We start from the raw sequence: 21,934 nt of genomic DNA, 5'->3' as shown, positions 1-21,934 counted from the left end.
TTTTGATGTCCGACGCAGCCGTCCCGGCGCCCACCCACCCGACCCTTGAGGCCGATATCACGGCCGCGCTGGGGACGCGGTCGATCGTGCTGGTCGGCATGATGGGGGCCGGGAAGTCGACCATCGGCCGGCGGATGGCGCTGCGGCTCAATTTGCCGTTTACCGATGCCGACACCGAGATCGAGGCGGCGGCGCGCATGACGATCCCGGAGATCTTCGAGACCCATGGCGAGCCGTATTTCCGCGACGGCGAGGCGCGGGTGATCGCCCGCATCCTCGATAGCGGCTCGGTCGTGCTGGCGACCGGCGGCGGCGCCTTCATGCGCGAGGAGACCCGCAGCAAGATCCGCGACCGCGCCGTTTCAATCTGGCTCAAGGCCGACAGTGATATCATCATGCGCCGGGTCCGCCGCCGCGCCGATCGTCCGCTGCTGCAGACCGCCGATCCCGAGGCGACGGTGAACCGGCTGCTCGGCGAGCGCGAGCCGGTCTACCAGACCGCCGATCTGACGATTGCCTCGCGCGACGTGCCGCACGACCGCATCGTCGACGAATGCCTCGCGGCCCTGCATGCGCATCTGTGCGGCGTGCGTCCGGCCGGCGAGCCACCACCTGATGGATTGAACGCAACCTCATGACGGCACCCTTGAAACACTCCGCCTCCGTTACCGTCGACGTCGCACTCGGCGACCGCGCCTATGACATCGTCATCGGCCGCGACGTGCTGGCCTCGCTGGGCGAGCGGGTCGCGGCGCTGCGGCCCGGTGTGCGGACCGCCATCGTCACCGACCGCACCGTCGCAAAACACTGGCTGGAGCCGGCCGAGGCGTCGCTCGCCGCAGCGGGCGTGCCGACGTCGCGGATCGTCGTCGAGGAGGGCGAGGGCTCGAAGAGCTACGCCACGCTGACGCAGGTCAGCGAGGCGCTGATCGCGGCGAAAATCGAGCGCAACGATCTGGTGATCGCGCTCGGCGGCGGCGTGGTCGGCGATCTCGCCGGGTTCGCGGCTGCGATCCTGCGCCGCGGCGTCGATTTCGTGCAGGTGCCGACCTCGCTGCTGGCGCAGGTCGATTCCTCCGTCGGCGGCAAGACCGGCATCAACTCGCCGCAGGGCAAGAACCTGATCGGTGCCTTCCACCAGCCGGTGCTGGTCATCGCCGACACCTCGGTGCTCGACACGCTGTCGCCGCGCCAATTCCGCGCCGGCTACGCCGAGGTCGCGAAATACGGCATCCTCGGTGACGAGGCCTTCTTCGCCTGGCTGGAGAAGAACCACGCCGACATCTTCTCGGGCGGTACGGGGCGCGAGCATGCGATCGCAACCTCCTGCCGCGCCAAGGCCGGCGTCGTTTCCCGCGACGAGCGCGAGACCGGCGAGCGCGCGCTGCTCAATCTCGGCCACACTTTCGGCCATGCGCTGGAAGCCGCGACCGGCTTCTCCGACCGCCTGTTCCATGGTGAGGGCGTTTCGGTCGGCATGGTGCTTGCGGCTGAATTCTCCGCGCAGCTCGGCATGATTTCATCCGACGATGCGGCCCGCATCGCGCGTCATCTTTCCGCGGTAGGATTGCCGACGCGCCTGCAGGATATCGCAGGCTTCACGCAGGAAGGGCTTGCCGATGCCGACGCTCTGTTGGCGCTGATGGCGCAGGACAAGAAGGTCAAGCGCGGCAAGCTCACCTTCATCCTGCTGGAGGCGGTCGGCCGCGCCGTGATTGCCAACAATGTCGAGCCGCAGCCGGTGCGCGACTTCCTGCAAGCCAAGCTGAAGGCCTAGAGCGGGATGACTCTTCTTCGAATCGTCATCCCGCTCTATCTCTTTGATTTGAGCATGGTCTTTTCGGAAAACCGCTACACACTTTTCCGGATCATGCTCTAGCCACGGATCAAGTCAGTGGGATGGTTGACCTTCTCGATCGTGCTGCTCTGTCTGCTCGTCTCCGCCTTCTTCTCGGCGAGTGAGACGGCGCTGACCGGCGCTTCGCGCGCCAGCATGTTGCGGCTGTCGAAACAGGGCAACAGCGACGCCACGGTGGTCTCGAGCCTGATGGCGATGCGCGAGCGGATGATCGGCGCACTGCTGCTCGGCAACAATATCGCCAATATCGGCGCCTCTGCGCTCGCCACCGGCATCTTCACCGCCTGGTTCGGCGATGTCGGCGTGCTCTATGCCACCGGCGTGATGACGGTGCTGGTGGTGATCTTCGCGGAAGTGCTGCCCAAGACCGTCGCCATCAATGCGCCGGACCGGGTGTCGCTGCTGGTGGCCCGGCCGATGCGGCTGACGGTGTTCGTGCTCGGCCCGCTGCTGACCATCATCGAAGGGATCGTCCGCGCCCTGATGCGGCTGCTCGGCATCAAGATCGGCGCGCATCAGGCCATCCTGTCGCCGACCGAACGCCTGCGCGGCGCGGTCGATCTGCTGCATCACGAAGGCAAGGTCGAGAAGCAGGACCGCGACATGCTCGGCGGGTTGCTCGACCTCAGCGAGTTGCAGGTCTCCGACGTGATGGTCCACCGCACCGAGATGACCATGGTCAACGCCGACCTGCCGCCCGAGGAGCTGGTGCGCGAGGTGCTGGCGAGCGAATACACCCGCATCCCGCTATGGCGCGAGAAGCCGGAGAACATCGTCGGCGTGCTCCACGCCAAGGACCTGCTGCGCGCGATGCGCGCCAATGAGGGCGACATGTCGGCGATCGATGCCTCGGCGATCGCGCTGCCGCCCTGGTTCGTGCCGGAGATGCGCCCGGTCTCCGAACAGCTGAAGGCGTTTCGCCGCCGCAAGACCCACTTCGCCCTCGTGGTCGACGAGTATGGCGAGGTCGAAGGCATGGTGACGCTGGAGGACATCCTGGAGGAGATCGTCGGCGACATCTCCGACGAGCACGACGTGGTCGTCGCCGGCGTACGCGCCCAGCCGGACGGCTCGGTCGTGGTTGACGGCTCGGTGCCGATCCGCGACCTCAACCGCGCGATGGACTGGCGCCTGCCGGACGAGGAGGCGACCACGGTCGCCGGCCTCGTGATCCACGAGGCACGCTCGATTCCCGATCGCGGCCAGAGCTTCACCTTCCACGGCTTCCGCTTCCGCGTGCTCCGCCGCGAGCGCAACCGCATCACCGCCCTGCGCATCGTCGCCGTCCCGCGCGAGGCCGCCGAACTCGACGAGAAGAAGCCGAAGCGGGCCGGGACGGCGTTCTAGTGGGTCAAGCGGAGGTCTCTCGCCGTCACCCTGAGGAGCCGCGAAGCGGCGTCTCGAAGGGTCGACGGCCCGACTAGTGGCCGTGCATCCTTCGAGACGCGCTGCGCGCTCCTCAGGATGACGGATTAGGAAAGGGCGCTGGCCTACTCGATATCGATCGTGATGCCCGACAGCTTCCACGCGCCGTCGGAGGGGATGAAGCCGAGCTGATACTTCACCTGCTTGGGCGTGGTGTCGAAATGGCCCTTTAGCCGCAACACGCCCTTGTCGTCGATCTTGGCGTCCTCATCGAGCACGATCGGCTTGGTCACCACCGCGTCGAACACCGCATGCTTGTCGACCAGATCCTTGAAGATCGTCTTCAGCTTGTCCGGCGAAAACTGGTCGCGGAACGGCTTTGAGATCTTGGCGTGGAACACGGTGAAATTGTTCGCGGCCACCGCGTCGTTGAGCGAGACCAGGATGCTCTTGATCAGCACCTCCTGGACGAACGGGCTCGGCATATCCAGCGCCGCGGCCGGGCGCATCGCGCAGATCAGGAGCAGGCCGGCGGCGGCGACAATCGACCGGAAACGTGGCCAGCAAGGGATCATCAATGGCCCCATATCAAGCGTGGCGATACGATCCATTCACCTGCTCGCAGATGGCGCAGGTCCGTCGCCCGAGGTCCCATTCTCATAACGGAAAACCGCTGCTTCGTCTTGAGCCAAGCGCGCGCTAGCGCGGCTTTTCCCCGGGGCCGTGGGCGTGGATCGCCAGCGCGTGCACCGAGCCGGCGAGTTCCTGCGCCAGCGTCGCATTTATCATGCGATGGCGTTCGATCCGGCTCTTCCCTTCGAAGGCCGGAGACACAATATATACCCTGAAATGTGTCTCGCCGCCTGGCCTGTGGCCGGCGTGGCCCTCATGCAGATGTGACTCGTCGACCACGTCGAGGCTTTCGGGCAAGAAAGCTTCACGCAACTTGTTTATGATAGCGTCTTTGGTGCTCATGGCGGCGGAGTTAGGTCCGCGACGGCTTTTCGTCAATGGTGCAAGCGGGAAACGAGGTCTGCGCAATGTCAAGACTTGAAGATTTGTGCATTGCGTAGTCAAAGAGAACATGCCGATCGATTCATCTAAATTCTTCGACTCCATTCGCATCAAGCCGACCAAGGTGAGTGCGAAGCGCCAGGCGCAAGCCGGCGAGCAGGCTGTTGCCTGCGAGTGGGCGGGTTGCCAGAACAAGGGCGCGCACCGCGCCCCGAAGGGTCGCGAGAATTCGCGCGAGTATTGGCACTTCTGTCTCGATCACGTCCGTGAGTACAACCAGTCCTACAATTTCTTCCAGGGTATGAATCCTGACGACGTCGCGCGCTACCAGAAGGACGCGCTGACCGGCCACCGCCCGACCTGGAAGATGGGCGCCAACAACGGCAAAAAGGAGAGCGGTCTCGACGCCGCCGCCGATCCGTTCCACGTGTTCTCCGAGCTCAACGGCCGCGGCCGCTGGCGTCCCGGGCCGGGCGGCGCGGAGCCCAAGCCCGAGACCCGCAAGGTCATGAACGCCGAGCGCAAGGCGCTGCTGGTGATGGGGCTTGGCGCCGGCGCGACGCTCGAAGACGTCAAGTCGAAGTACAAGGCGCTGGTGAAGCAGCACCATCCCGACGCCAATGGCGGCGACCGCTCTACTGAGGATCGCCTGATCGAGATCATCAAGGCGTATAATTATCTGAAGACCGTGGTGCGCGAGGCGTAGGGTCTCGCTGTCTTCGTCGCCCCTGCTCCAGTGCGCAACTGCGCACTAGGCAGGGACGACAGCGGAGTTCGTGGCTCCGCTGTCGATTCGCCGGCTAACCCTCAGCCCTTCGGCACTGTCCCGACATAGGACGAGCTCGGTCGGATCAGCCGTCCGGTGCGCCGTTGCTCGAGTGCGTGCGCGGTCCAGCCGGCGGCGCGGGCCACAGCGAAGATCGGCGTGAATGCCTGTCGCGGGATCTCCAGCCCATCGAGCAGGATCGCGGTGAAGAACTCGACATTGGTCTCGAGCGGCCGCTCCGGATTCTTCTTGCGCAGCGCTGCGCGGATATAGGCCTCGACCTCGCCGGCGAACGGCAGGTCGGCACCACTGGCCTCCAGCTGCTCGATCGCGACCTTCAGCACGTCGGCACGCGGATCGCGCACGCGATAGACCCGATGACCGAATCCCATCAGCCGTTCGCCGTGCGCCAGCGCGCCGTCGACCCAGGGCTTGATGCGCTCGCGGGTGCCAATCGCATCCAACATCTCGAGCACCGGCTCAGGTGCGCCGCCATGCAGCGGGCCGGTCAGCGCGCAATAGCCGCCGGTGATGGCCGCGAACAGATCGGCCTGGGTCGAGGCGATCACCCGCGTGGTGAAGGTCGACGCATTCATGCCGTGATCGCAGACCGTGACGAAATAGGCGTCGAGCGCCGCAACCTCGCGCGGCTCGGCCTTGCCGCCCCGCAGCATCCGCAGCGTGTCCGCGGCGTGGCTGGCATTCGGGTCCGGCGCGATCGGGGCATGTCCCTTGGCGTGCTGGACCAGGGCGCCCGCGATCACCGGGAAGGCGCCGACGATGGTCGCCTCGTGCTCCAGCCCGTTCTCGCCGCGCAGGCCTGCGACAGCGGCACGGAAGCCGTCGACGATCGACATGCCGCGCGTCGCCGGCAGCAGGTCCGGCAGCCGGGCGAAGGCGCGTTCGCGGGCGGCGCCGAGGCTGGCGCGGACATTGGCCTCGCTCAGCGATTTGCCGGTGGCGCCGTTCCACAGCCGCGCCGTGACGCCCTCGAAGCTCGACTTGCCCGCGAGGTTGGCGACGTGCTCGCCGGCGATGATCAGTTCGCCGCGCTCGCCGTCGACATGGCTCAACACGGTCTCGGCGGCGGGAACGCCGTCCAGACCGATCTGGCTCTTGGTGAGAATCATGTTCATGGCCCGATCTCCTTGCTTCACCCCTTCAAGGTCGGGCCTCTCGACGAGTCGATCAATCTTGATTATATAAATCAATATGAGAAAATCCGCCGAGCTTTACCTCTCCGCCCGCGAAGCCGCCGCCGAGCTCGCGATCTCGCCGGCGACCCTCTACGCCTATGTCAGCCGTGGCCTGATCCGATCCGAGCCGTCGCCGGATTCGCGCAGCCACCGCTACCGCGCCGAGGACATCAGGGGGTTGAAGGAGCGCCGCGTGCCGTCGCCGGAGCCGCGCGGGTTCCGCAATTTCGATGCCGACCTGCCGGTGATGGATTCGGCGATCGCAACCATCACCGAGCAGGGCCCGATCTATCGCGGCGTGAACTGCGTCGATCTCGCCCAGCGCGACACGTTGGAGCACACCGCGACGCTGTTGTGGGACGTCACCGGCGTCGATCCGTTCGCGCCGGACAATTGCCCGCATGTCTCCGATGAAATGCGCGCGATCGCCGAGGCCGCGCGGCGCGCCCAGCCGATCGACCGCACCGTCGCTGTGCTGGCGCTGGCGGCCAGTGCCGATCCCGGCGCGTTCACCCGCGCGCCTGATGGCCGCGCGATGGTCGGCGGGCGAATCCTGCGGCTGCTGGTCGCGACCATGCTGAATGCGGTGCCATCGGCCGAGCCGCTGCATGAGCAGGTGGCGCGGGTCTGGACGCCTGACAACAAGCACGCGCCCGACCTGATTCGCCCGCGCGCTGGTGCTGCTCGCCGATCACGAATTGAACGCCTCCACCTTCACCGCGCGCTGCGCGGCATCGACCGGCCTCAATCTGTACGACGCCGTCATCGCTGGTCTCGTCGCGCTGAAGGGGCCGATGCATGGCGGCGCCGGCGTGCTCGCTTCGCGTCTGGTCAAGACCATGATCGACAACGACGTCGCGCCTGTCGTCCGCGAGCGGGTCGCGCTCGGCGAGCGCTTCGCCGGCTTCGGGCACGGCGTCTATAAGAAGGGCGACCCGCGCGCGATTTCGCTGCTTGAGGCGCTGACGCGGGCCGGCGCGCCGCGCAAATTCACCAGAGAAGTGCCGGAGCGGATCGCGGAAGCAACCGGCGAGTTCGTCAACATCGATTACGCGCTGGCGGTGCTGGTGCATGCGCTGCGGATGCCCGCAGGCAGCGAGCTCGCGCTGTTTGCGATGGCCCGCAGCGTCGGCTGGATCGCGCATGCCTGCGAGCAGCTTCAACTCGGCAAGCTGATCAGGCCTCGCGCGCGCTATGTCGGTCCCGCACCCGGGCGCGCCGGCGCCACCAATAGTATTTAGCTATTTCGCCGGTCTGGCCGGTTCGATCAGGCCGCCGCCATGCCGGCGGCGGATGGTCCAGATCGCGAGCGTCAGGATGACGGCAGCGCCCGCGACTGCGAACATCCAGAGATGCTTGCCGACATGTTCATGGTGCGGCAGGCCGGCATAGTCGTGCAGCGCGGTGACGGCGAGCACGCCGGGCAGCACATGGGCCGGCGCCCAGAGCAGGATCGCGGGGATGTTGATCGCGTAGAAGCGCGCCGGCGGCATGTCGAGCGCGCCGGCGGTGATCGGCACGAAGGCGCGAATCGGCGGCACGAAGCGGGCGAAGAACACCGCGAGCACGCCCCAACGGTTGAAGAAGGCCTCGCTCTGCGCGACCACGCGGGGGTAGTTGGAGAGCGGCCACGCCGACAGGATCTCGCGCTGGCTGCGGTGGCCGATCAGATAGGCCGTGCCGTCGCCGAGCATCGCACCGGCGGCCGCGGCGGCGAGCACCGGCACGAGCTTCAATTCGCCGCCCGGCACCAGCGCGCTCAGCGCCAGGATGATGGTCGAGCCCGGCACCAGCGAACCGACCACCGGGACGGCTTCCAGCAGGGCGGCCAGGAACAGCGTCAGATAGGCGAGCCAGGCATGGGCCGAAACGAACGCGATCAAAGGGTCAAGGAATGACGTCACAGAATTCCTGGGTGGCGATGAAACAGGTCCGAGAGCTAACAACTCCCCGCCGGGCTGAAAAGTGCCTGCGGACAAGCCGCCGTGGCGCTGCGGCGAAAGTACGGCGAGATTTGCAGAGCAGCCTTCCAAAAACCGAGTTTTGCGCCTATCTTTATGATACAACAACGGAACTTTGATTTGCCCGTGGGCTTCTGCCGGCCGATGCTCTCTGCTAGGCTTGTGCGTAGCACCCCATCCGCAGCCAAATGACCTAAATCTGGTTTCGGGAGCGCCCGGGACCTCGGAGGATGAATGACGACGGCCGTCCAGACCAAAGCGCAAGAACCCGTCGGTTTGCCCGACATGAAGGTTTCGGTTCGGCAGGTCTTCGGGATCGATAGCGATCTGGAAGTTCCCGCCTATTCCGAAGTCGATCCGCATGTGCCGGAAGTCGACAGCGACTATCGCTTCGACCGCGCCACCACGCTCGCGATCCTCGCCGGCTTTGCCAAGAACCGCCGCGTGATGGTCACCGGCTATCACGGCACCGGCAAGTCGACTCACATCGAGCAGGTTGCGGCCCGCCTCAACTGGCCCTGCGTGCGCGTCAACCTCGACAGCCACATCAGCCGTATCGATCTCGTCGGCAAGGACGCCATCGTGGTCAAGGAAGGCAAGCAGGTCACGGAATTCCGCGACGGCATCCTGCCTTGGGCGCTGCAGCACAACATCGCGCTGGTGTTCGACGAATACGATGCCGGCCGTCCGGACGTGATGTTCGTGATTCAGCGCGTGCTGGAAGTCTCCGGCCGCCTGACGCTGCTCGACCAGAACAAGGTGATCAAGCCGCATCCGGCGTTCCGCCTGTTCTCGACCGCCAACACGGTCGGCCTCGGCGACACATCGGGCCTCTATCACGGCACCCAGCAGATCAACCAGGGCCAGATGGACCGCTGGTCGATCGTCACGACGCTGAACTACCTCGCCCATGACGAGGAAGTCGAGATCGTGCTGGCGAAGGCGAAGCACTATCGCACCCAGGAGGGCCGCGACATCGTCAACAAGATGGTGCGGCTGGCGGATCTCACCCGCAACGCGTTCGCCAATGGCGACCTGTCGACGGTGATGAGCCCGCGCACGGTGATCACCTGGGCCGAGAACGCCGACATCTTCAACGACATCGGCTTCGCGTTCCGCGTCACCTTCCTCAACAAGTGTGACGAGCTGGAGCGGCCGCTGGTCGCCGAGTTCTACCAGCGCTGCTTCAACGTCGAGTTGCCGGAATCCTCGGTCAACGTGGCGCTCAGCTAGTCCATGCCGAAAATCTCCGTCGAGCGCACAGTCACACAGACGAAGAAAGCGGTGCTCGGCGGATTGCTCCGCTACAACAACGAGAAGATGGGGAAGCAAAAGTACAAGCGCTTCGCCATCTCGCTGCGGCAAGGCGACGAGATCGTCGGCGGCATCGTCGGCGAGGTCTGGACCGCGGTGTTGTTCATCCAGCTGTTCTGGATGGAGCAGAAGTTTCGCAACAAGGGCTTTGGCGCGAAGCTGATCAAGGCGATCGAAGACGAGGCGCGGCGCTTCGGAGCCACGCAATCCTATCTGGATACGATGAGCTTCCAGGCGCCGGGCTTCTACCGCGCCAATGGATATAAAGAGTTCGGTTCGATTGAGGGGTATCCCGGCGGCGTCACGCGCCACTGGTTTACGAAATCGCTATGACAGCCTCCAATATCAAATTCCGTCCCGGATCGAAGGAAGCGCCGACCGAGCCGTTCAAGCGCTCGGTGTCGGCGTGCCTGAAGGCGATCGCCAAGAAGCCGGAGCTCGAGGTCTCCTTCGCTGCCGAGCGTCCGGGGCTTGCGCCCGGCAAGGCGCGGCTGCCGGAGCCGGCCCGCAAGATGACCAAGCGCGATGCGGCGATCGTGCGCGGCCACGCCGACTCGATCGCGCTCAAAATCGCCTGTCACGATCCCAAGGTGCATCGCAAGCTGATGCCGGGCAATCCGCAGGCGCGCGGCGTGTTCGAGGCGGTCGAGCAGGCGCGCGTCGAGGCGATCGGCTCGCGGCGGATGGCCGGCGTTGCGAAGAATCTCACCGCGATGCTCGACGATCATTTCCACCGCGGCAAGTATGACGAGATCACCGATCGCGCCGATGCGCCGCTGTCGGATGCGCTGGCGATGCTAGTGCGCGAACGCCTGACCGGCATGGCGCCGCCGGCGGCCGCCAAGAAGATGGTCGATCTCTGGCGCCCGACGCTGGAGGACAAGATCGGTTCGCGGCTCGACCAGCTCAGCCGCTTTGCCGAGGACCAGGCGAGGTTCGGCGACCTCGTCCATGATCTGCTGTCTGCGCTCGATCTCGGCGACGACCGCAACATGGATTCCGACGACGACGATGACCAGGACGAGAACCAGGACGGCGAGAACGATCAGTCCGGCGCCGAGGGCTCGCCTGATTCCGACGCCGCGCAGGAGATGAGCGCCGATCAGGCCCAGACCACTGCGGAAGAGATGAGCGAAAGCGCGATGGAGAGCGCGCAGGCCTCTACGTCAGACACGTTCGACGACGGCGAACTCGGCGACGATGAGACGCCGGGCGAGGCGACGCGGCCGAATTCCCGCGGCCAGAACGAGCCGCGCGGCCCGGAATATCATGCGTTTGCGCCGAAGTTCGACGAGGTGATCGCCGCGGAAGATCTCTGCGATCACGACGAGCTCGAGCGGCTGCGCTCCTATCTCGACAAGCAGCTCGCGCATCTGCAGGGCATCGTGGCGCGGCTCGCCAACCGCCTGCAGCGCCGCCTGATGGCGCAGCAGAACCGCGCCTGGGATTTCGATCTCGAGGAAGGCATCCTCGATCCGGCGCGGCTGTCGCGCGTCGTCACCGATCCCTATCATCCGCTGTCCTTCATGCATGAGAAGGAGGCGACCTTCCGCGACACCGTGGTGACGCTGCTGCTCGATAATTCCGGCTCGATGCGCGGCCGCCCGATCACGGTTGCTGCCACCTGCGCCGACATCCTGGCGCGTACGCTGGAGCGTTGCGGCGTCAAGGTCGAGATCCTGGGCTTCACCACCCGCGCCTGGAAGGGCGGGCAGTCGCGCGAGGCGTGGCTTGCGGCCGGCAAGCCGGCCAATCCCGGCCGCCTCAATGATCTCAGGCACATCATCTACAAATCGGCCGATGCGCCGTGGCGTCGTGCGCGCAAGAATCTCGGCCTGATGATGCGCGAGGGCCTGCTCAAGGAGAACATCGACGGCGAGGCGCTCGACTGGGCGCACAAGCGTCTGCTTGCGCGTCCCGAGCAGCGCCGCATCCTGATGATGATTTCCGACGGCGCGCCGGTCGACGACTCCACGCTGTCGGTCAATCCCGGCAACTATCTCGAGCGGCACCTGCGCCACATCATCGAGGAGATCGAGACCCGCTCGCCGGTCGAGCTGATCGCGATCGGCATCGGTCACGACGTGACGCGCTATTATCGCCGCGCCGTCACCATCGTGGATGCCGAAGAACTCGGCGGCGCGATCACCGAAAAGCTCGCCGAGCTGTTCAGCGAGACTCACGGCTCGGCGCCCGCACCGGGCACGCGGCGCCGCCTCCACTCGTGAGACATGCGCTCACCACTTAGCCGTCGCCATGTCCTGCGAGGTATGGCGGCGGGGCTGTCGGCCGCGGCATTGCCGAGCCTTGCCCAAGCACAGGGCGCGAGCCAGCCGGCGCTGATACCGGGACCGCCCGGCAGGCCGGGCCGCCACCGCGTCGACGAACCCGCAGCGGTCGAGGTCAACGCGCGGCCGCTGCCGTCGTTCGATATCCGCGATCGTTCGCGGGTGCGGTTCGGCGCGCTGGAATATCGCAGCGGCCTGGTCCTGAGCTCGTCATTCTCCGGCTTCGGCGGCCTGTCCGCGCTGCGGCTCGATGCCAAGGGCGAACGCTTCATCGCGGTCAGCGACCAGGGCACCTGGTTCACCGGCCGCATCGTCTATCGCGGCCGCGACATGGCCGGGCTCGACGATGTCGAGGCGGCGCCGCTGCTCGACGCCCAGGGCAAGCCGATCACCGCGACCCGCGGCTGGTACGATTCGGAATCGCTCGCGCTCGACGGATCGATTGCCTATGTCGGGCTCGAGCGGGTTAACCAGGTGCTGCGCTACGATTTCGCCAAGGGCCTCACCCGCGCGCGCGGCGAGGTGGTGCCGCTGCCCGCGGCGGCGCGCAAGCTGCCCATCAACAAGGGGCTCGAGGCGCTCGTCTTCGTGCCCAAGGTCATGCCCAAAGCCACACCGGCGAGCCCGCCGCTGGCCGGTACGCTGATCGCGTTCTCGGAACGCGGGCTCGATGCCGGCGGCAACCTGATCGCCTTCCTGGTCGGCGGCAACGCGCCGGGCCAGTTCAGCGTGCGCCGAACCGAGAATTACGACATCAGCGACGCGGTCCTGCTGCCGTCGGGCGATCTGCTGATCCTGGAGCGGAAATTCTCCTGGCTCGGCGGCGCCGGCATTCGCATCCGTCGCCTTGCTTTGTCTGACATCGCGCCCGGTGCCGTCGTCGATGGTCCGGCGATCTTCAATGCCGATCTCGGCAACGAGATCGACAACATGGAAGGAATCGACGCCCATGTCACCGCGGAGGGCGAGACCGTACTGACGATGGTTTCCGACGACAATTTCTCCCTGATCCAGCGCAATTTGCTGCTGCAATTCACGCTGGTTGAGTGAGGCTTCTCTTCACCCTCCCCTGGAGGGGGAGGGTCGGCGCACATGGAGCGCAGCGGAATGTGAGCCGAGGTGGGGTGATCTCTCAACACGGACAGTGATCGAGTGGAGGGACTGTCACCCCACCCCGCATCGCATCTTACTGCGCGCGATGCGATGCGACCCTCCCCCTCCAGGGGAGGGTGAGCGGAGGCCGTGTCTGCATTGCTGCTCTGCGTCCTGGCCTCTCCGCCGCTCCAGCCTGTTGGTGATCGCGGCGGCCGCCTCTATCTTGTGGTGGCCGTTTCCCCGATCCCGGATGTCCCTCGCATGAGCACCCTGTTCTCCCCGATCGAACTGCGCAGCCTCAAACTCTCCAACCGGATCATGGTCTCGCCGATGTGCCAGTACTCGGCTGACGACGGCTCCGCCAATGATTGGCACTTCACCCACATCAACATGCTGGCGCTGTCGGGCGCCGCGATGTTCTGCATCGAGGCCACCCATGTCGAGGATATCGGGCGGATCACGCCGGGCTGCCTCGGCCTCTACAGTGATGCCAACGAGGCGGCGCTGAAGCCGATCCTGGCCTCGGTGCGCAAGCATTCGAAGGCTGCGGTCGCGTTGCAGCTCGCCCATGCCGGCCGCAAGGCTTCGAGCCAGCGTCCGTGGGAGGGCGGGCAGCTGATCCCGATCGCCGAAGGCGGCTGGCAGACGGTTGGGCCGTCGGCCGTCCCGCACAAGGAAAGTGAAGCGCCGCCGTTGGCGCTCGATGACGCCGGCCTGAAGCGCATTCGCGAGGCCTTTGTCGCGGCCGCCAAGCGCGCCGACCGGCTCGGCATCGACGCGCTCGAGCTGCACGGCGCGCACGGTTATCTGCTGCACCAGTTCCTGTCGCCGATCGCCAACAAGCGGACCGACCGCTATGGCGGCTCGCTGGAAAACCGCATGCGCTTCCCGCTGGAAGTGTTCGACGCGGTGCGCGCGGTGTTCCCGGATCACAAGCCGATCGGCATGCGGGTGTCGGCGACCGACTGGGTCGAGGGGGCCTGGGACCTCGCGCAGACCATCGAATTTGCCAAGGAGCTGAAGAAGCGTGGCGTCGACTGGATGGACGTCTCCTCCGGCGGCGTGTCGCCGCTGCAGAAGATTCCGCTCGGGCCGGGCTACCAGGTGCCGGCGGCACAGGCGGTGAAGGAGGCGACCGGCATCACCACGATGGCGGTCGGCCTCATCACGGAAGCGAAGCAGGCCGAGGAGATCGTTACCTCAGGGAAGGCCGACATGATCGCGCTCGCCCGCGGCATGCTCTACGACCCGCGCTGGGGCTGGCACGCCGCCGCCGAGCTTGGCGGCGAGGTCAGCGCGCCGCAGCAATATTGGCGCTCGCAGCCCTCGACGCAGAAGGCGCTGTTCGGCAGGACCACGTTCGGGACGCGCTGAGACGCCGTCTCGCCCCGGCCTCGCCGCGAGATCAATGCATGGCCGGTCCGAACCAGCGCGCGAGCGCGGCGTCGAGGCCCGCCAGGTCCTCGCCGTCGGCCGCCCAGGCGATGCAGGCATCGGGGCGGATCAGCAGCGACGGGCCGGCGCGCCTTGGTACGCATCGGACGAACATGTCCCAGCGAGCCGCGATCGCTGACGCAGCCCCATCAGTTGCATCGACCAACACGGCCCTGCCTTCCTCCATCTGATCGAACAAGGTCGTGTGTGCCTCGTCGCCGAGCGCGAAATTGCCGGAGAGCCGGCCGACGGATGGATAATCACTGCCGAGGTCGTAGCGGATCTTGATGCCGCTGATCATTTCGCCGAAGTAACGGGTGCCCTCGTCGCCGCTCATCAGGTCGGCGACGATGTCGCGCAGGGCGTCCGTCATGACGTCGGGCCGCATCAATGCGACCTGGGCGCGGGTGTTGGCGAGCACCTTGGCCGCGATCGGATGCCGCTCTGCCGTGTAGCTGTCGAGCAGGTTTTCGGGCATGCGATCGCAGACGACCGCCGCAAGCTTCCAGCCGAGATTGACCGCATCGAGCAGGCCGAGATTGAGGCCTTGCCCGCCGAACGGCGAGTGCACATGCGCGGCGTCGCCGGCCAGCAGCACGCGGCCCCTGCGATAGCTGTCGGCCTGTCGCGCATTGTCGGTGAAGCGGGTGGCGGTCTTGACGGCGGTGACACGGACGTCGGCGCCGCTGATCCGGCGCAGGGTGGTCTCGATCTCCTCGCGCGTCACGGGCGCGCTGCGATCGGCCGGCGGTCCGTCGAACTCCGCCATGAACACCCGGCCGGGAATCGGTCCATAGGCCATCATGCCGATAGGCGTCCGCCGCCAGCCGACCGGGAGTAGACGATCCGGATGATCGAGGTCGACGATGGCCTGGTGTCCGGTCAGCGTCGGTTCGGTGCCGGGGAAGTCGAAGCCTGCGCGCTTGCGCACCGCGCTGCGGCCGCCGTCGCAGCCGACAAGATACGCGGAGTGCAGCTCGACATCGCCGGTCGCGCCCCTTGCTCTCGCCAGCATAGCGTCTCCGGTATCCTCGAAATCGATCAATTCGCAGCCGCGCCGGACCGCGATGCCCAGTGCGTGGGCGCGCTCGCCGAGCATCTTCTCCAGGGCTTGCTGGTTCACGCCGCGTAACCGCCGGTCCGGCTCGCGCTGACGCGTCTGGTCGATCCGGAAGATGCCGGAGAAGTGACCGCCGAATTTCTTGAACGGCAGTTCGGCCCCTCCGTCCGCGCTCTTCATGAGCCTGGACATGCCCTCCGCCATGCTGCGTTCGACCGCATCCATCGCCTCACTGAGGCCGCGGCGCTCCAGCGCCTCGCCGGCGAGTGCGCCGATCGCGCCGGCCTTGATGGTCTGGTCGGGCTCCGCCAGCCGCTCGATCACGACGACGTCGGCGCCGCCGAGGGTCAATTCGATCGCCAGCAGCAATCCGGTCGGTCCGGCGCCGACCACAACCACATCCGTTCGTTCACGCGTCACGTCGTCACCATAAATTTGTACTAAGTACAATATTTTGTATGGTACAAATTCTTCCATGTCAAACCGGGACGGATTGCGGGAGCGAAAGAAGGAGGCGACGCGCCAGGCGATCTCGGATGTCGCGACCGAGCTGTTCGTGGCGCGCGGCTTCGACAATGTCTCGGTGGCCGAGATTGCCGAGGCCGCCGAGGTCTCCCGGATGACGGTGTTCAATTACTTCCCGCGCAAGGAAGATCTGTTCTTCGACCGTGAGGAGGAGAGCCGCCAGATTCTGAAGGCCGCCTTCGCCGAGCGACCGGCGGGCGAAGCGCCGCTGATGACGCTGCACAGGCTGGTGCAGAGCCTGGCGGACCGGGCGCATCCGTTCGCGAAATTCACCGATGCAACGGCAAAATTCTGGCGCACCGTCGCCGAGAGCCCGGCGCTTTCGGCGCGGGCGCGCGAGATGCGCGACGAGCTGATCGACGATCTCGCAGCCGTGCTGGCCGGCGCCATCAAGCGGCCGCTCGCCGATGCCGACGCCCGGCTCGCCGCGTCGATGGTGGTCACGGCCGTGACCGTCGCCTACGCGGAGGGGCTTCGCGAGCACAAGGCGCGCCGATCGGCGACCTCGACACGCGAGGCCTTCCTGCAGATCATGGAGCGCAGCTTCTCGGGTATCGCGGTCATGCTGAAGGGGACGCCTTACGCGTAATTCCCGACCGGGCGGCATGCGACAAAGCCATTGTTCTGCCGTAGCCGGGGCAGGTACTCTCCGGAGCGCGTGCGGAAGACACGCATCGAACAAAGAGAGGAAACCCATGGAACTCGGATACTTCGCGATGCCGTCGCATCCGCCGGAGTGCGGACTGAAGGAGGGCCACGACTGGGATCTTCAGGTGCTGCGGTGGCTGGACGAGCTCGGCTACCAGGAAGCCTGGATCGGCGAGCATCACACCGCGCCCTGGGAGCCGCATCCGTCGCCGGATCTGTTGATCGCGCAGGCGCTGCTGCAGACCAAGAACATCCGCATCGGGCCCGGCGGCTTCCTGCTGCCGTATCATCATCCGGCGGAGCTCGCTAACCGCGTTGCGATGCTCGATCATCTCTCGAATGGCCGCTTGAACTTCGGCGTCGCGGCCTCAGGCCTGCCGAGCGACTGGGCGATGTTCAATGTCGACGGCATGTCCGGTCAGAACCGCGATATGACCCGCGAGGCGCTCGAGATCATTCTGAAGATGTGGACCGAGCCGGCTCCGTGGACCCACAAGGGAAAGTTCTGGACCGTGACCAAGCCGGACACGATGTTCGATTTCCTCAAGCCGCACATCAAGCCGCAGCAAGCACCGCATCCGCCGATCGGCGTCGCGGGTCTGTCGAAGAATTCCGACACGCTCAAGCTCGCAGGCGAGCGCGGCTTCATCCCGATGAGCCTGAACCTCAACCCGGCCTATGTCGGCAGTCACTGGGACTCGGTGGAAGCCGGCGCCGCCAAGACCGGCCGCAAGCCGAGCCGCAAGGACTGGCGGATGGTGCGCGAGGTGTTCGTCGCCGATACCGACGCGGAGGCGTGGAAGCTCTCGACCGGCGACATGATGGGCCGGATGATGGGCGAGTACTTCCTGCCGCTGCTCGGCCACTTTGGTTTCAAGGATTATCTGAAGGCGTCGCCCGACGTGCCCGATAGCGACGTCACCGTCGAGTATTGCGCCCGCAACAACTGGATCGTCGGCTCGCCCGCGACCGTCACCGAGAAGATCGAGAAGATCTATCAGGAGGTCGGCGGCTTCGGCGTCTTGCTGGTGTTCGGCTTCGACTACAAGCACAAGCCCGAAGCCTGGCACAATTCGCTGCGGCTCCTGAAGCAGGAGGTCTTGCCGAAGCTGAAGCATCTCGACGCCTCGGTCGGCCGCGCGGCGTAGGCTTGAGGATGAGTGCGGGGCAGCGGCAACGCTGCCCCGTATGTCATGATGGATCGTCGGCCTCAGGCGGTGCCGAGCCAGAACCGGGTTTCGATTTGCGCCCAGCCCTTGCCGATGCGGCTGCTCAGCCAGGCATCGCTGCGCTTCAGACCCTTGTCCTTCTGGCCTTCCGGCGTGTTGCGCCAGGCCTGCCAGCGATACTGGCCGTAGATGCTGACGATGCGCGCGGCGTAGGTCAGCGCCAGCTGTGAATCGCCTCTGATGATGACGAGGTTGTCGTCGTTCTTGGTGCTGGCACGGTCGGAGAAATTGTGCGAGCCGGTCATGACCACCGGGTTCTTGCCGGCCGGATCCAGCACGATCACCTTGCTGTGCACGGCGATCATGAATTTTCCGGTGTTCTTGATCTGGTGCTGCCACCAGTCGGCAGTCTTGTCGATGCCGGCGGGCCGGATCACGTCGGCAATCTGCTTGCCCTTGAAGACCTGCTGCTGACCGCCGCCGGCCAGCAGTTGCAGCTGGTCCTTCGGACTGTCCTTGCCCTGCGCCGGGAAGTTGTTGAGCACCCCGCGCACATAGAGCTTCTTGTCCTGCGCCTTCTCCAGGATCGGGCCGAGCAGGCCCTTGTTGCCGGGATTGAGCATCAGGCACACCGCGCCATGCTCGGCGTCCTCGATCAACTTGGTCGCTTCCTTGAGATCGCCGCTCTTGGTGGTCGGCGTGAACCAGACGCTGATGTTCGACCTGCCGATCGTGAACGGCCATACGTGATCGCCGGCCACAGCCAGCGCCTTCGGCGACTTGCTGCCGTCGGCGTAGATCGCCTTCCAATGCTCGTGATAGGCCGCCGCGATCTTGTCGTCGGTGATCTCCAGCCCATTGTTGTTCTGGGTGCAGAGTCCGGTCCGGGTCCAATTGGTGCTGCCGGTCCAAACCACTTTCGGCTGCTTGGCGCCGTCACAGAACACCGCAAACTTGTTGTGCGCGTAGCGGCTCGGCGCGATCTTGCGGCGAACGATGTCGACGCCTGCCTTCTTCAGCACGCCGGCGTTCTTCTCGGTCTCCTTTGCGGTGGCGTCGGACTTGCCGGTGCTGTTGCCGAGCACGACATGCGCCTTGCGCTTCAGCGCGGTCAGCGCGGCGATCAATTCGGGATCGTTGAGCTCGTAGAGCGAGACATAGACGTCGACTTTGTCCTTCTTGGCCCCGGCCAGCAGGGCGAGCAAGCGCGCGCCAAGCTCGCCCTTGAGGAAGTCGCGGATTTTGTTGCCCTTGGTGGAGATCGCCTTCTCCAGCGTCTGGGAGGCTTTCGGCGTGGTGCCGATCGCGCGCGACAGCCATTGTGCCGAGATCGTGCCGCGGTTGAACCATGGCTTGAGCGGGCCCGACGGCGCCGCGGAGACGTATTCGGTCCATGTCGCCGGCGCACTGTAGGCGGGCTTCACCTTGGTGACGCCGTCCTTGAGCACCGGGACGACGCCGTAGCGGACCGGCGCATCGGCCGGAGCCAGGAAATCGGTCCAGTTGGTCTTCTGCACCGGCCATTCGGTGCTCGGCCGATGATCTCCCGCCTTGTGGCCCTGCACCTGATCCTCGAACCCGACCCAGGTGTCGACGACGGTCGCGCTCTTGCCCTGCTGCTGACGATAGAGCGCAAAGCCGAGGCAGTCGGGGATCATTGCTGCGACCTCCCAAACCACGAAGATGCCGTCGGTAGTCGGAAATGCGTGAATTGTGGAAATCATGGTGATGCCTCCAAATCACTGATGAGAAGTATCCGGTCGAAATGAATCTAGCGCGTCAGGGCTCAGGGAATCCGGGATGTCATGTCGGATCGCTCCGGACGCCCGGCGGCCCATCTAGCAGGAGGAGTATGGAACAGGGCATGCAACCGAAACTATCGGCTGGATCACGGATGGATCACGCCGTGCGGACCGGTCCGCCGCGACTGCGGCTGCCTAGAGCAGCTTCACCGTGATCTTCGCCTTGCCCTTGTGATCGCCGTAGAACCATTTGTAGATCCAGGGCAGGCCGATCACGGCCTGGTTGACGTAGAGGAAGATCTCACCGCTGCGATCGGCGGTGAACCTTGCCTTGTAGACCTGCGGATCGGTGTTCGGCGCCGCAAAGGGATCGAGGAAATACTCGTCGACCCCGGTTTCGCCGACCCGCGCGATCAGCCTGAACCACGGCCGGAACAGGACGCGCCGCAGGAAGATCGTGGCGTATCCGCGCCACCGTTTCGCGCCCTCGATGGTCGAGGTCCGGTATCCGATCGGCGTCACCGCGCGCCCGGCGTCCTCCCACGGCTCCGACATCGTGATCGCGATCTCGTAACTGAACCCGGTGCGGACCTTGAGGCCGGTCGGCGCACAGATCGCGCTGGTGTCGAAATCGGCCGCATCCTGCGCAATGCCCTTGTCGACGGCGACGAGCTTGTCGGCCGCGCTCCCCTTGCAGAAGGCGCCCATCGAGTCCGCGGCATTGAACAGGAAATGGCTGAGCAGCGTTGCGCTGAACCAGACCAGTATGGCTGTCAGTGCGAACGGAACAACATGGCGCTTCCCGACATTGAGGATCCACTGATAGATCGTGCTGGTACGGAATCGGTAGATCGCCTCGTGCGCGGTCCCGGAGAGCGGCGTCGGGTTCGTGCGCTCGCGCCAGATGATCCGCATCCTGTCGCTGATCGTTGCGCTGAGCGAACTGCCGACACCCATCAGCACGAAAACGGCGACGATGCCGCCGGCGAACCATTCCGGGTTGCCGGCGTACCAATCGGTCCACCAATGAAATGAAGCGGGCAGGAACGATTCGATGAAGCGCACCAGCTCTGAAATCATCCTGAACCAGGAGCTGAACTCGTGCTCCTTGTGCTGGTTGTGGAACAGCCAGAACGCCGCCAGATGCAGCGACGCCGCCAGCGTGGCGAAGTAGGCGATCCGCCGCATCCAGACGAAATTCCACAGCTTCTCCTGCGCGGCATGACGCGCCGGCGCGCCGACGGGTGTTTCAAACGTCGTGGAGCCCAGCGGTGTGACCTGGCCGCTGCGGGAGACCACCACATAGTTCGGCGGAAGTCCGATCGGGGCATAGGCATTGGCGCCGCTGTCGATCCGCTCGAACACGCTTTCGTGGATCTTCGGCATCGGTACGCTGACGCCGGCATAGGGATCGTTGCAGAGGTCGGCGACCTTGCGGGGACCGTACCGGTAATAGGCGCCGAGGCCAGCCCGCGAATCGTAGAGGCGGCCATCCTTGTCCTCGGAGGATTTGATCGCCTTGATCGCATCGGGATCGGCAATCGGCGCGCTCTTGAACACGAGCCCGCGCTTGACGGCTTCGTCGACCAGCCAGGCCAGCGGCACGAAGGCGACGGCGTCGTCCGGATAGCCGCCGCCGACATTGGCATGCATGCCGACGAACCACACCTGGACGAGGCGCTCGCCGTCGATCGTTGCCGGCACGGCCGGTGCGGGCTGTCCCGGCTCCTGCTCCGTCCAGAGCACCGGATGAAAGGTCGTGCGCTCGTCGTCGAGCGCCAGCGCGTGCCGTGCCCACTTGACCTTCGGGCTGAGAATCCGGTTCGGCAGCTCGAGCGGCTACACCCAGTTGGAGATGCCGCGTGTCATCTCGTCGATCGGCAGGCCGTAGGCCGCGACGGTGTCCCAGATGCCGATGAACTCGATCGCGGGCACCTGCTCCCGCGCGATCTCCGCATAAGGCTTGTTGCGCTGAAGGCGGTCCAGCACCGGCACGAGGATGTAGTCGCGTAGCGCGCGGAACAGCACCTCGATGCGCCAGATCGAGTGGTAGCCCGCGGCGCGGTACGCACGATAGGCTTTCACCGCGCCGTCGTGCAGTTCGGCTTCGGTGTCGGCGACGATCAGGCCCTGATCGAGGATCAGTGCGGCGAGCGTGCGCACGGTGAATGCGCCGCGGCTGAATCCGAACAGGTAGATTTGCGAGCCGTTCTGGTGGTCGTAGTTGCGGCAGATGAATTTGTAGGCATCCAGGATATTGCGCTTGAGGCCGTAGCCGAAGGCGCCGCCGAGCAGCGCAAGCGGCACGAATTTCGAGGTGCCGACGCCGTCATCATACTTGGCGGCCTGCGCGTTGCCCTGCAAATCCAGCGACTGGAATATCCGCCAGACATTGGTGCGCCAGACGCTGGAAGCGGCATTGCCGGTGCCGTCGGATAGGATGATGATCTTGGGGCTCGGCATCGAAAAGACGCTCGCTGAAATGAATGAAGCGGATGG

General features: G+C 65.6%; 17 protein-coding genes and 2 pseudogenes. 12 read left to right on the top strand and 7 right to left on the bottom strand.

The genetic code is table 11. From position 1 onward, the window contains the following. The first annotated feature begins 5 nt into the window (after positions 1-5). The 3 genes from ACVIGA_RS19425 to ACVIGA_RS19415 all read left to right on the top strand — a co-directional run bounded on the left by ACVIGA_RS19425 (position 6) and on the right by ACVIGA_RS19415 (position 3,205). Positions 6-638, top strand: a complete 633-nt coding sequence (locus tag ACVIGA_RS19425; protein WP_456667603.1) for a shikimate kinase — start codon at positions 6-8, stop codon at positions 636-638. Beyond that, positions 635-1,777, top strand: a complete 1,143-nt coding sequence (gene aroB / locus ACVIGA_RS19420; protein ID WP_456667602.1) for a 3-dehydroquinate synthase — start codon at positions 635-637, stop codon at positions 1,775-1,777. Before ACVIGA_RS19425 ends, aroB begins: the two co-directional genes overlap by 4 nt. A 117-nt stretch (positions 1,778-1,894) precedes the next feature. Continuing rightward, positions 1,895-3,205 carry an HlyC/CorC family transporter gene (locus ACVIGA_RS19415; protein ID WP_223972130.1) on the top strand — a complete coding sequence of 437 codons (1,311 nt, stop codon included), beginning with the start codon at positions 1,895-1,897 and terminating at the stop codon, positions 3,203-3,205. 143 nt (positions 3,206-3,348) lie between these two features. On the opposite strand, the gene ACVIGA_RS19410 is transcribed toward ACVIGA_RS19415, so the two are convergent. Further along, positions 3,349-3,834, bottom strand: a complete 486-nt coding sequence (locus ACVIGA_RS19410) for a hypothetical protein (protein WP_456667601.1) — start codon at positions 3,832-3,834, stop codon at positions 3,349-3,351. Positions 3,835-3,922: 88 nt separating this feature from the next. Next, positions 3,923-4,198: a BolA family protein gene (locus ACVIGA_RS19405; RefSeq protein WP_028338206.1), complete on the bottom strand. Its 276-nt coding sequence runs from the start codon at positions 4,196-4,198 to the stop codon at positions 3,923-3,925. Positions 4,199-4,307: 109 nt separating this feature from the next. Here ACVIGA_RS19405 and ACVIGA_RS19400 point away from each other — a divergent pair, with 109 nt between their 5' ends. Continuing rightward, the gene (locus ACVIGA_RS19400) at positions 4,308-4,943 is read left to right on the top strand and encodes a J domain-containing protein (RefSeq protein WP_223972137.1); all 636 of its coding nucleotides are present in this window, start codon (positions 4,308-4,310) and stop codon (positions 4,941-4,943) included. A 101-nt stretch (positions 4,944-5,044) separates the two neighbouring features. On the opposite strand, the gene ACVIGA_RS19395 is transcribed toward ACVIGA_RS19400, so the two are convergent. Then, positions 5,045-6,139: a citrate synthase/methylcitrate synthase gene (locus ACVIGA_RS19395; protein ID WP_456667600.1), complete on the bottom strand. Its 1,095-nt coding sequence runs from the start codon at positions 6,137-6,139 to the stop codon at positions 5,045-5,047. Positions 6,140-6,215: 76 nt separating this feature from the next. Here ACVIGA_RS19395 and ACVIGA_RS19390 point away from each other — a divergent pair. Further along, positions 6,216-7,440, top strand: a pseudogene (locus ACVIGA_RS19390) (citrate/2-methylcitrate synthase). On the opposite strand, the gene ACVIGA_RS19385 reads toward ACVIGA_RS19390, so the two are convergent. Continuing rightward, positions 7,441-8,103: a DedA family protein gene (locus ACVIGA_RS19385; RefSeq protein WP_456667599.1), complete on the bottom strand. Its 663-nt coding sequence runs from the start codon at positions 8,101-8,103 to the stop codon at positions 7,441-7,443. A gap of 291 nt (positions 8,104-8,394) precedes the next feature. On the opposite strand from ACVIGA_RS19385, the gene cobS reads away from it, so the two are divergent. From cobS to ACVIGA_RS19360, 5 genes are all read left to right on the top strand, one after another. Further along, positions 8,395-9,393, top strand: a complete 999-nt coding sequence (gene cobS, locus ACVIGA_RS19380; protein WP_050405952.1) for a cobaltochelatase subunit CobS — start codon at positions 8,395-8,397, stop codon at positions 9,391-9,393. A gap of 3 nt (positions 9,394-9,396) precedes the next feature. Continuing rightward, entirely contained in the window at positions 9,397-9,807 is a 411-nt protein-coding gene (locus ACVIGA_RS19375; RefSeq protein WP_095731654.1) for a GNAT family N-acetyltransferase, read from the top strand. Then, on the top strand, positions 9,804-11,702 hold the full coding sequence (cobT, locus tag ACVIGA_RS19370) for a cobaltochelatase subunit CobT (RefSeq protein ID WP_223972147.1): 1,899 nt from the start codon (positions 9,804-9,806) through the stop codon (positions 11,700-11,702). The genes ACVIGA_RS19375 and cobT overlap by 4 nt, the downstream gene beginning before the upstream one ends. 3 nt (positions 11,703-11,705) lie before the next feature. Then, positions 11,706-12,812, top strand: a complete 1,107-nt coding sequence (locus ACVIGA_RS19365) for an esterase-like activity of phytase family protein (RefSeq protein ID WP_456667598.1) — start codon at positions 11,706-11,708, stop codon at positions 12,810-12,812. A gap of 306 nt (positions 12,813-13,118) precedes the next feature. Then, entirely contained in the window at positions 13,119-14,231 is a 1,113-nt protein-coding gene (locus ACVIGA_RS19360; RefSeq protein WP_456667597.1) for an NADH:flavin oxidoreductase/NADH oxidase, read from the top strand. Between the two features lie 31 nt (positions 14,232-14,262). Here ACVIGA_RS19360 and ACVIGA_RS19355 read toward each other — a convergent pair whose 3' ends face one another. Further along, positions 14,263-15,771 (bottom strand): FAD-dependent monooxygenase, encoded by a 1,509-nt coding sequence (locus ACVIGA_RS19355; protein ID WP_456667596.1) that lies wholly within the window; start codon positions 15,769-15,771, stop codon positions 14,263-14,265. A gap of 55 nt (positions 15,772-15,826) precedes the next feature. Here ACVIGA_RS19355 and ACVIGA_RS19350 point away from each other — a divergent pair, with 55 nt between their 5' ends. Further along, positions 15,827-16,465 (top strand): TetR/AcrR family transcriptional regulator, encoded by a 639-nt coding sequence (locus ACVIGA_RS19350; protein WP_456667595.1) that lies wholly within the window; start codon positions 15,827-15,829, stop codon positions 16,463-16,465. 106 nt (positions 16,466-16,571) lie between these two features. Then, positions 16,572-17,672, top strand: coding sequence for an LLM class flavin-dependent oxidoreductase (locus tag ACVIGA_RS19345; protein WP_097671068.1), 1,101 nt, complete (start codon positions 16,572-16,574; stop codon positions 17,670-17,672). A 62-nt stretch (positions 17,673-17,734) separates the two neighbouring features. Here ACVIGA_RS19345 and ACVIGA_RS19340 read toward each other — a convergent pair whose 3' ends face one another. Together ACVIGA_RS19340 and ACVIGA_RS19335 are read right to left on the bottom strand one after the other, a co-directional pair. Next, entirely contained in the window at positions 17,735-19,417 is a 1,683-nt protein-coding gene (locus tag ACVIGA_RS19340) for a phospholipase D-like domain-containing protein (protein WP_456667594.1), read from the bottom strand. 213 nt (positions 19,418-19,630) lie between these two features. After that, positions 19,631-21,898: pseudogene (locus ACVIGA_RS19335) on the bottom strand (DUF2235 domain-containing protein). Positions 21,899-21,934 lie beyond the last annotated feature (36 nt).

It is taken from the genome of Bradyrhizobium sp. USDA 3240, assembly GCF_054063295.1.
Note: the sequence above shows the minus strand (reverse complement) of the source record. Positions and strands in the feature narration are given on the sequence as shown.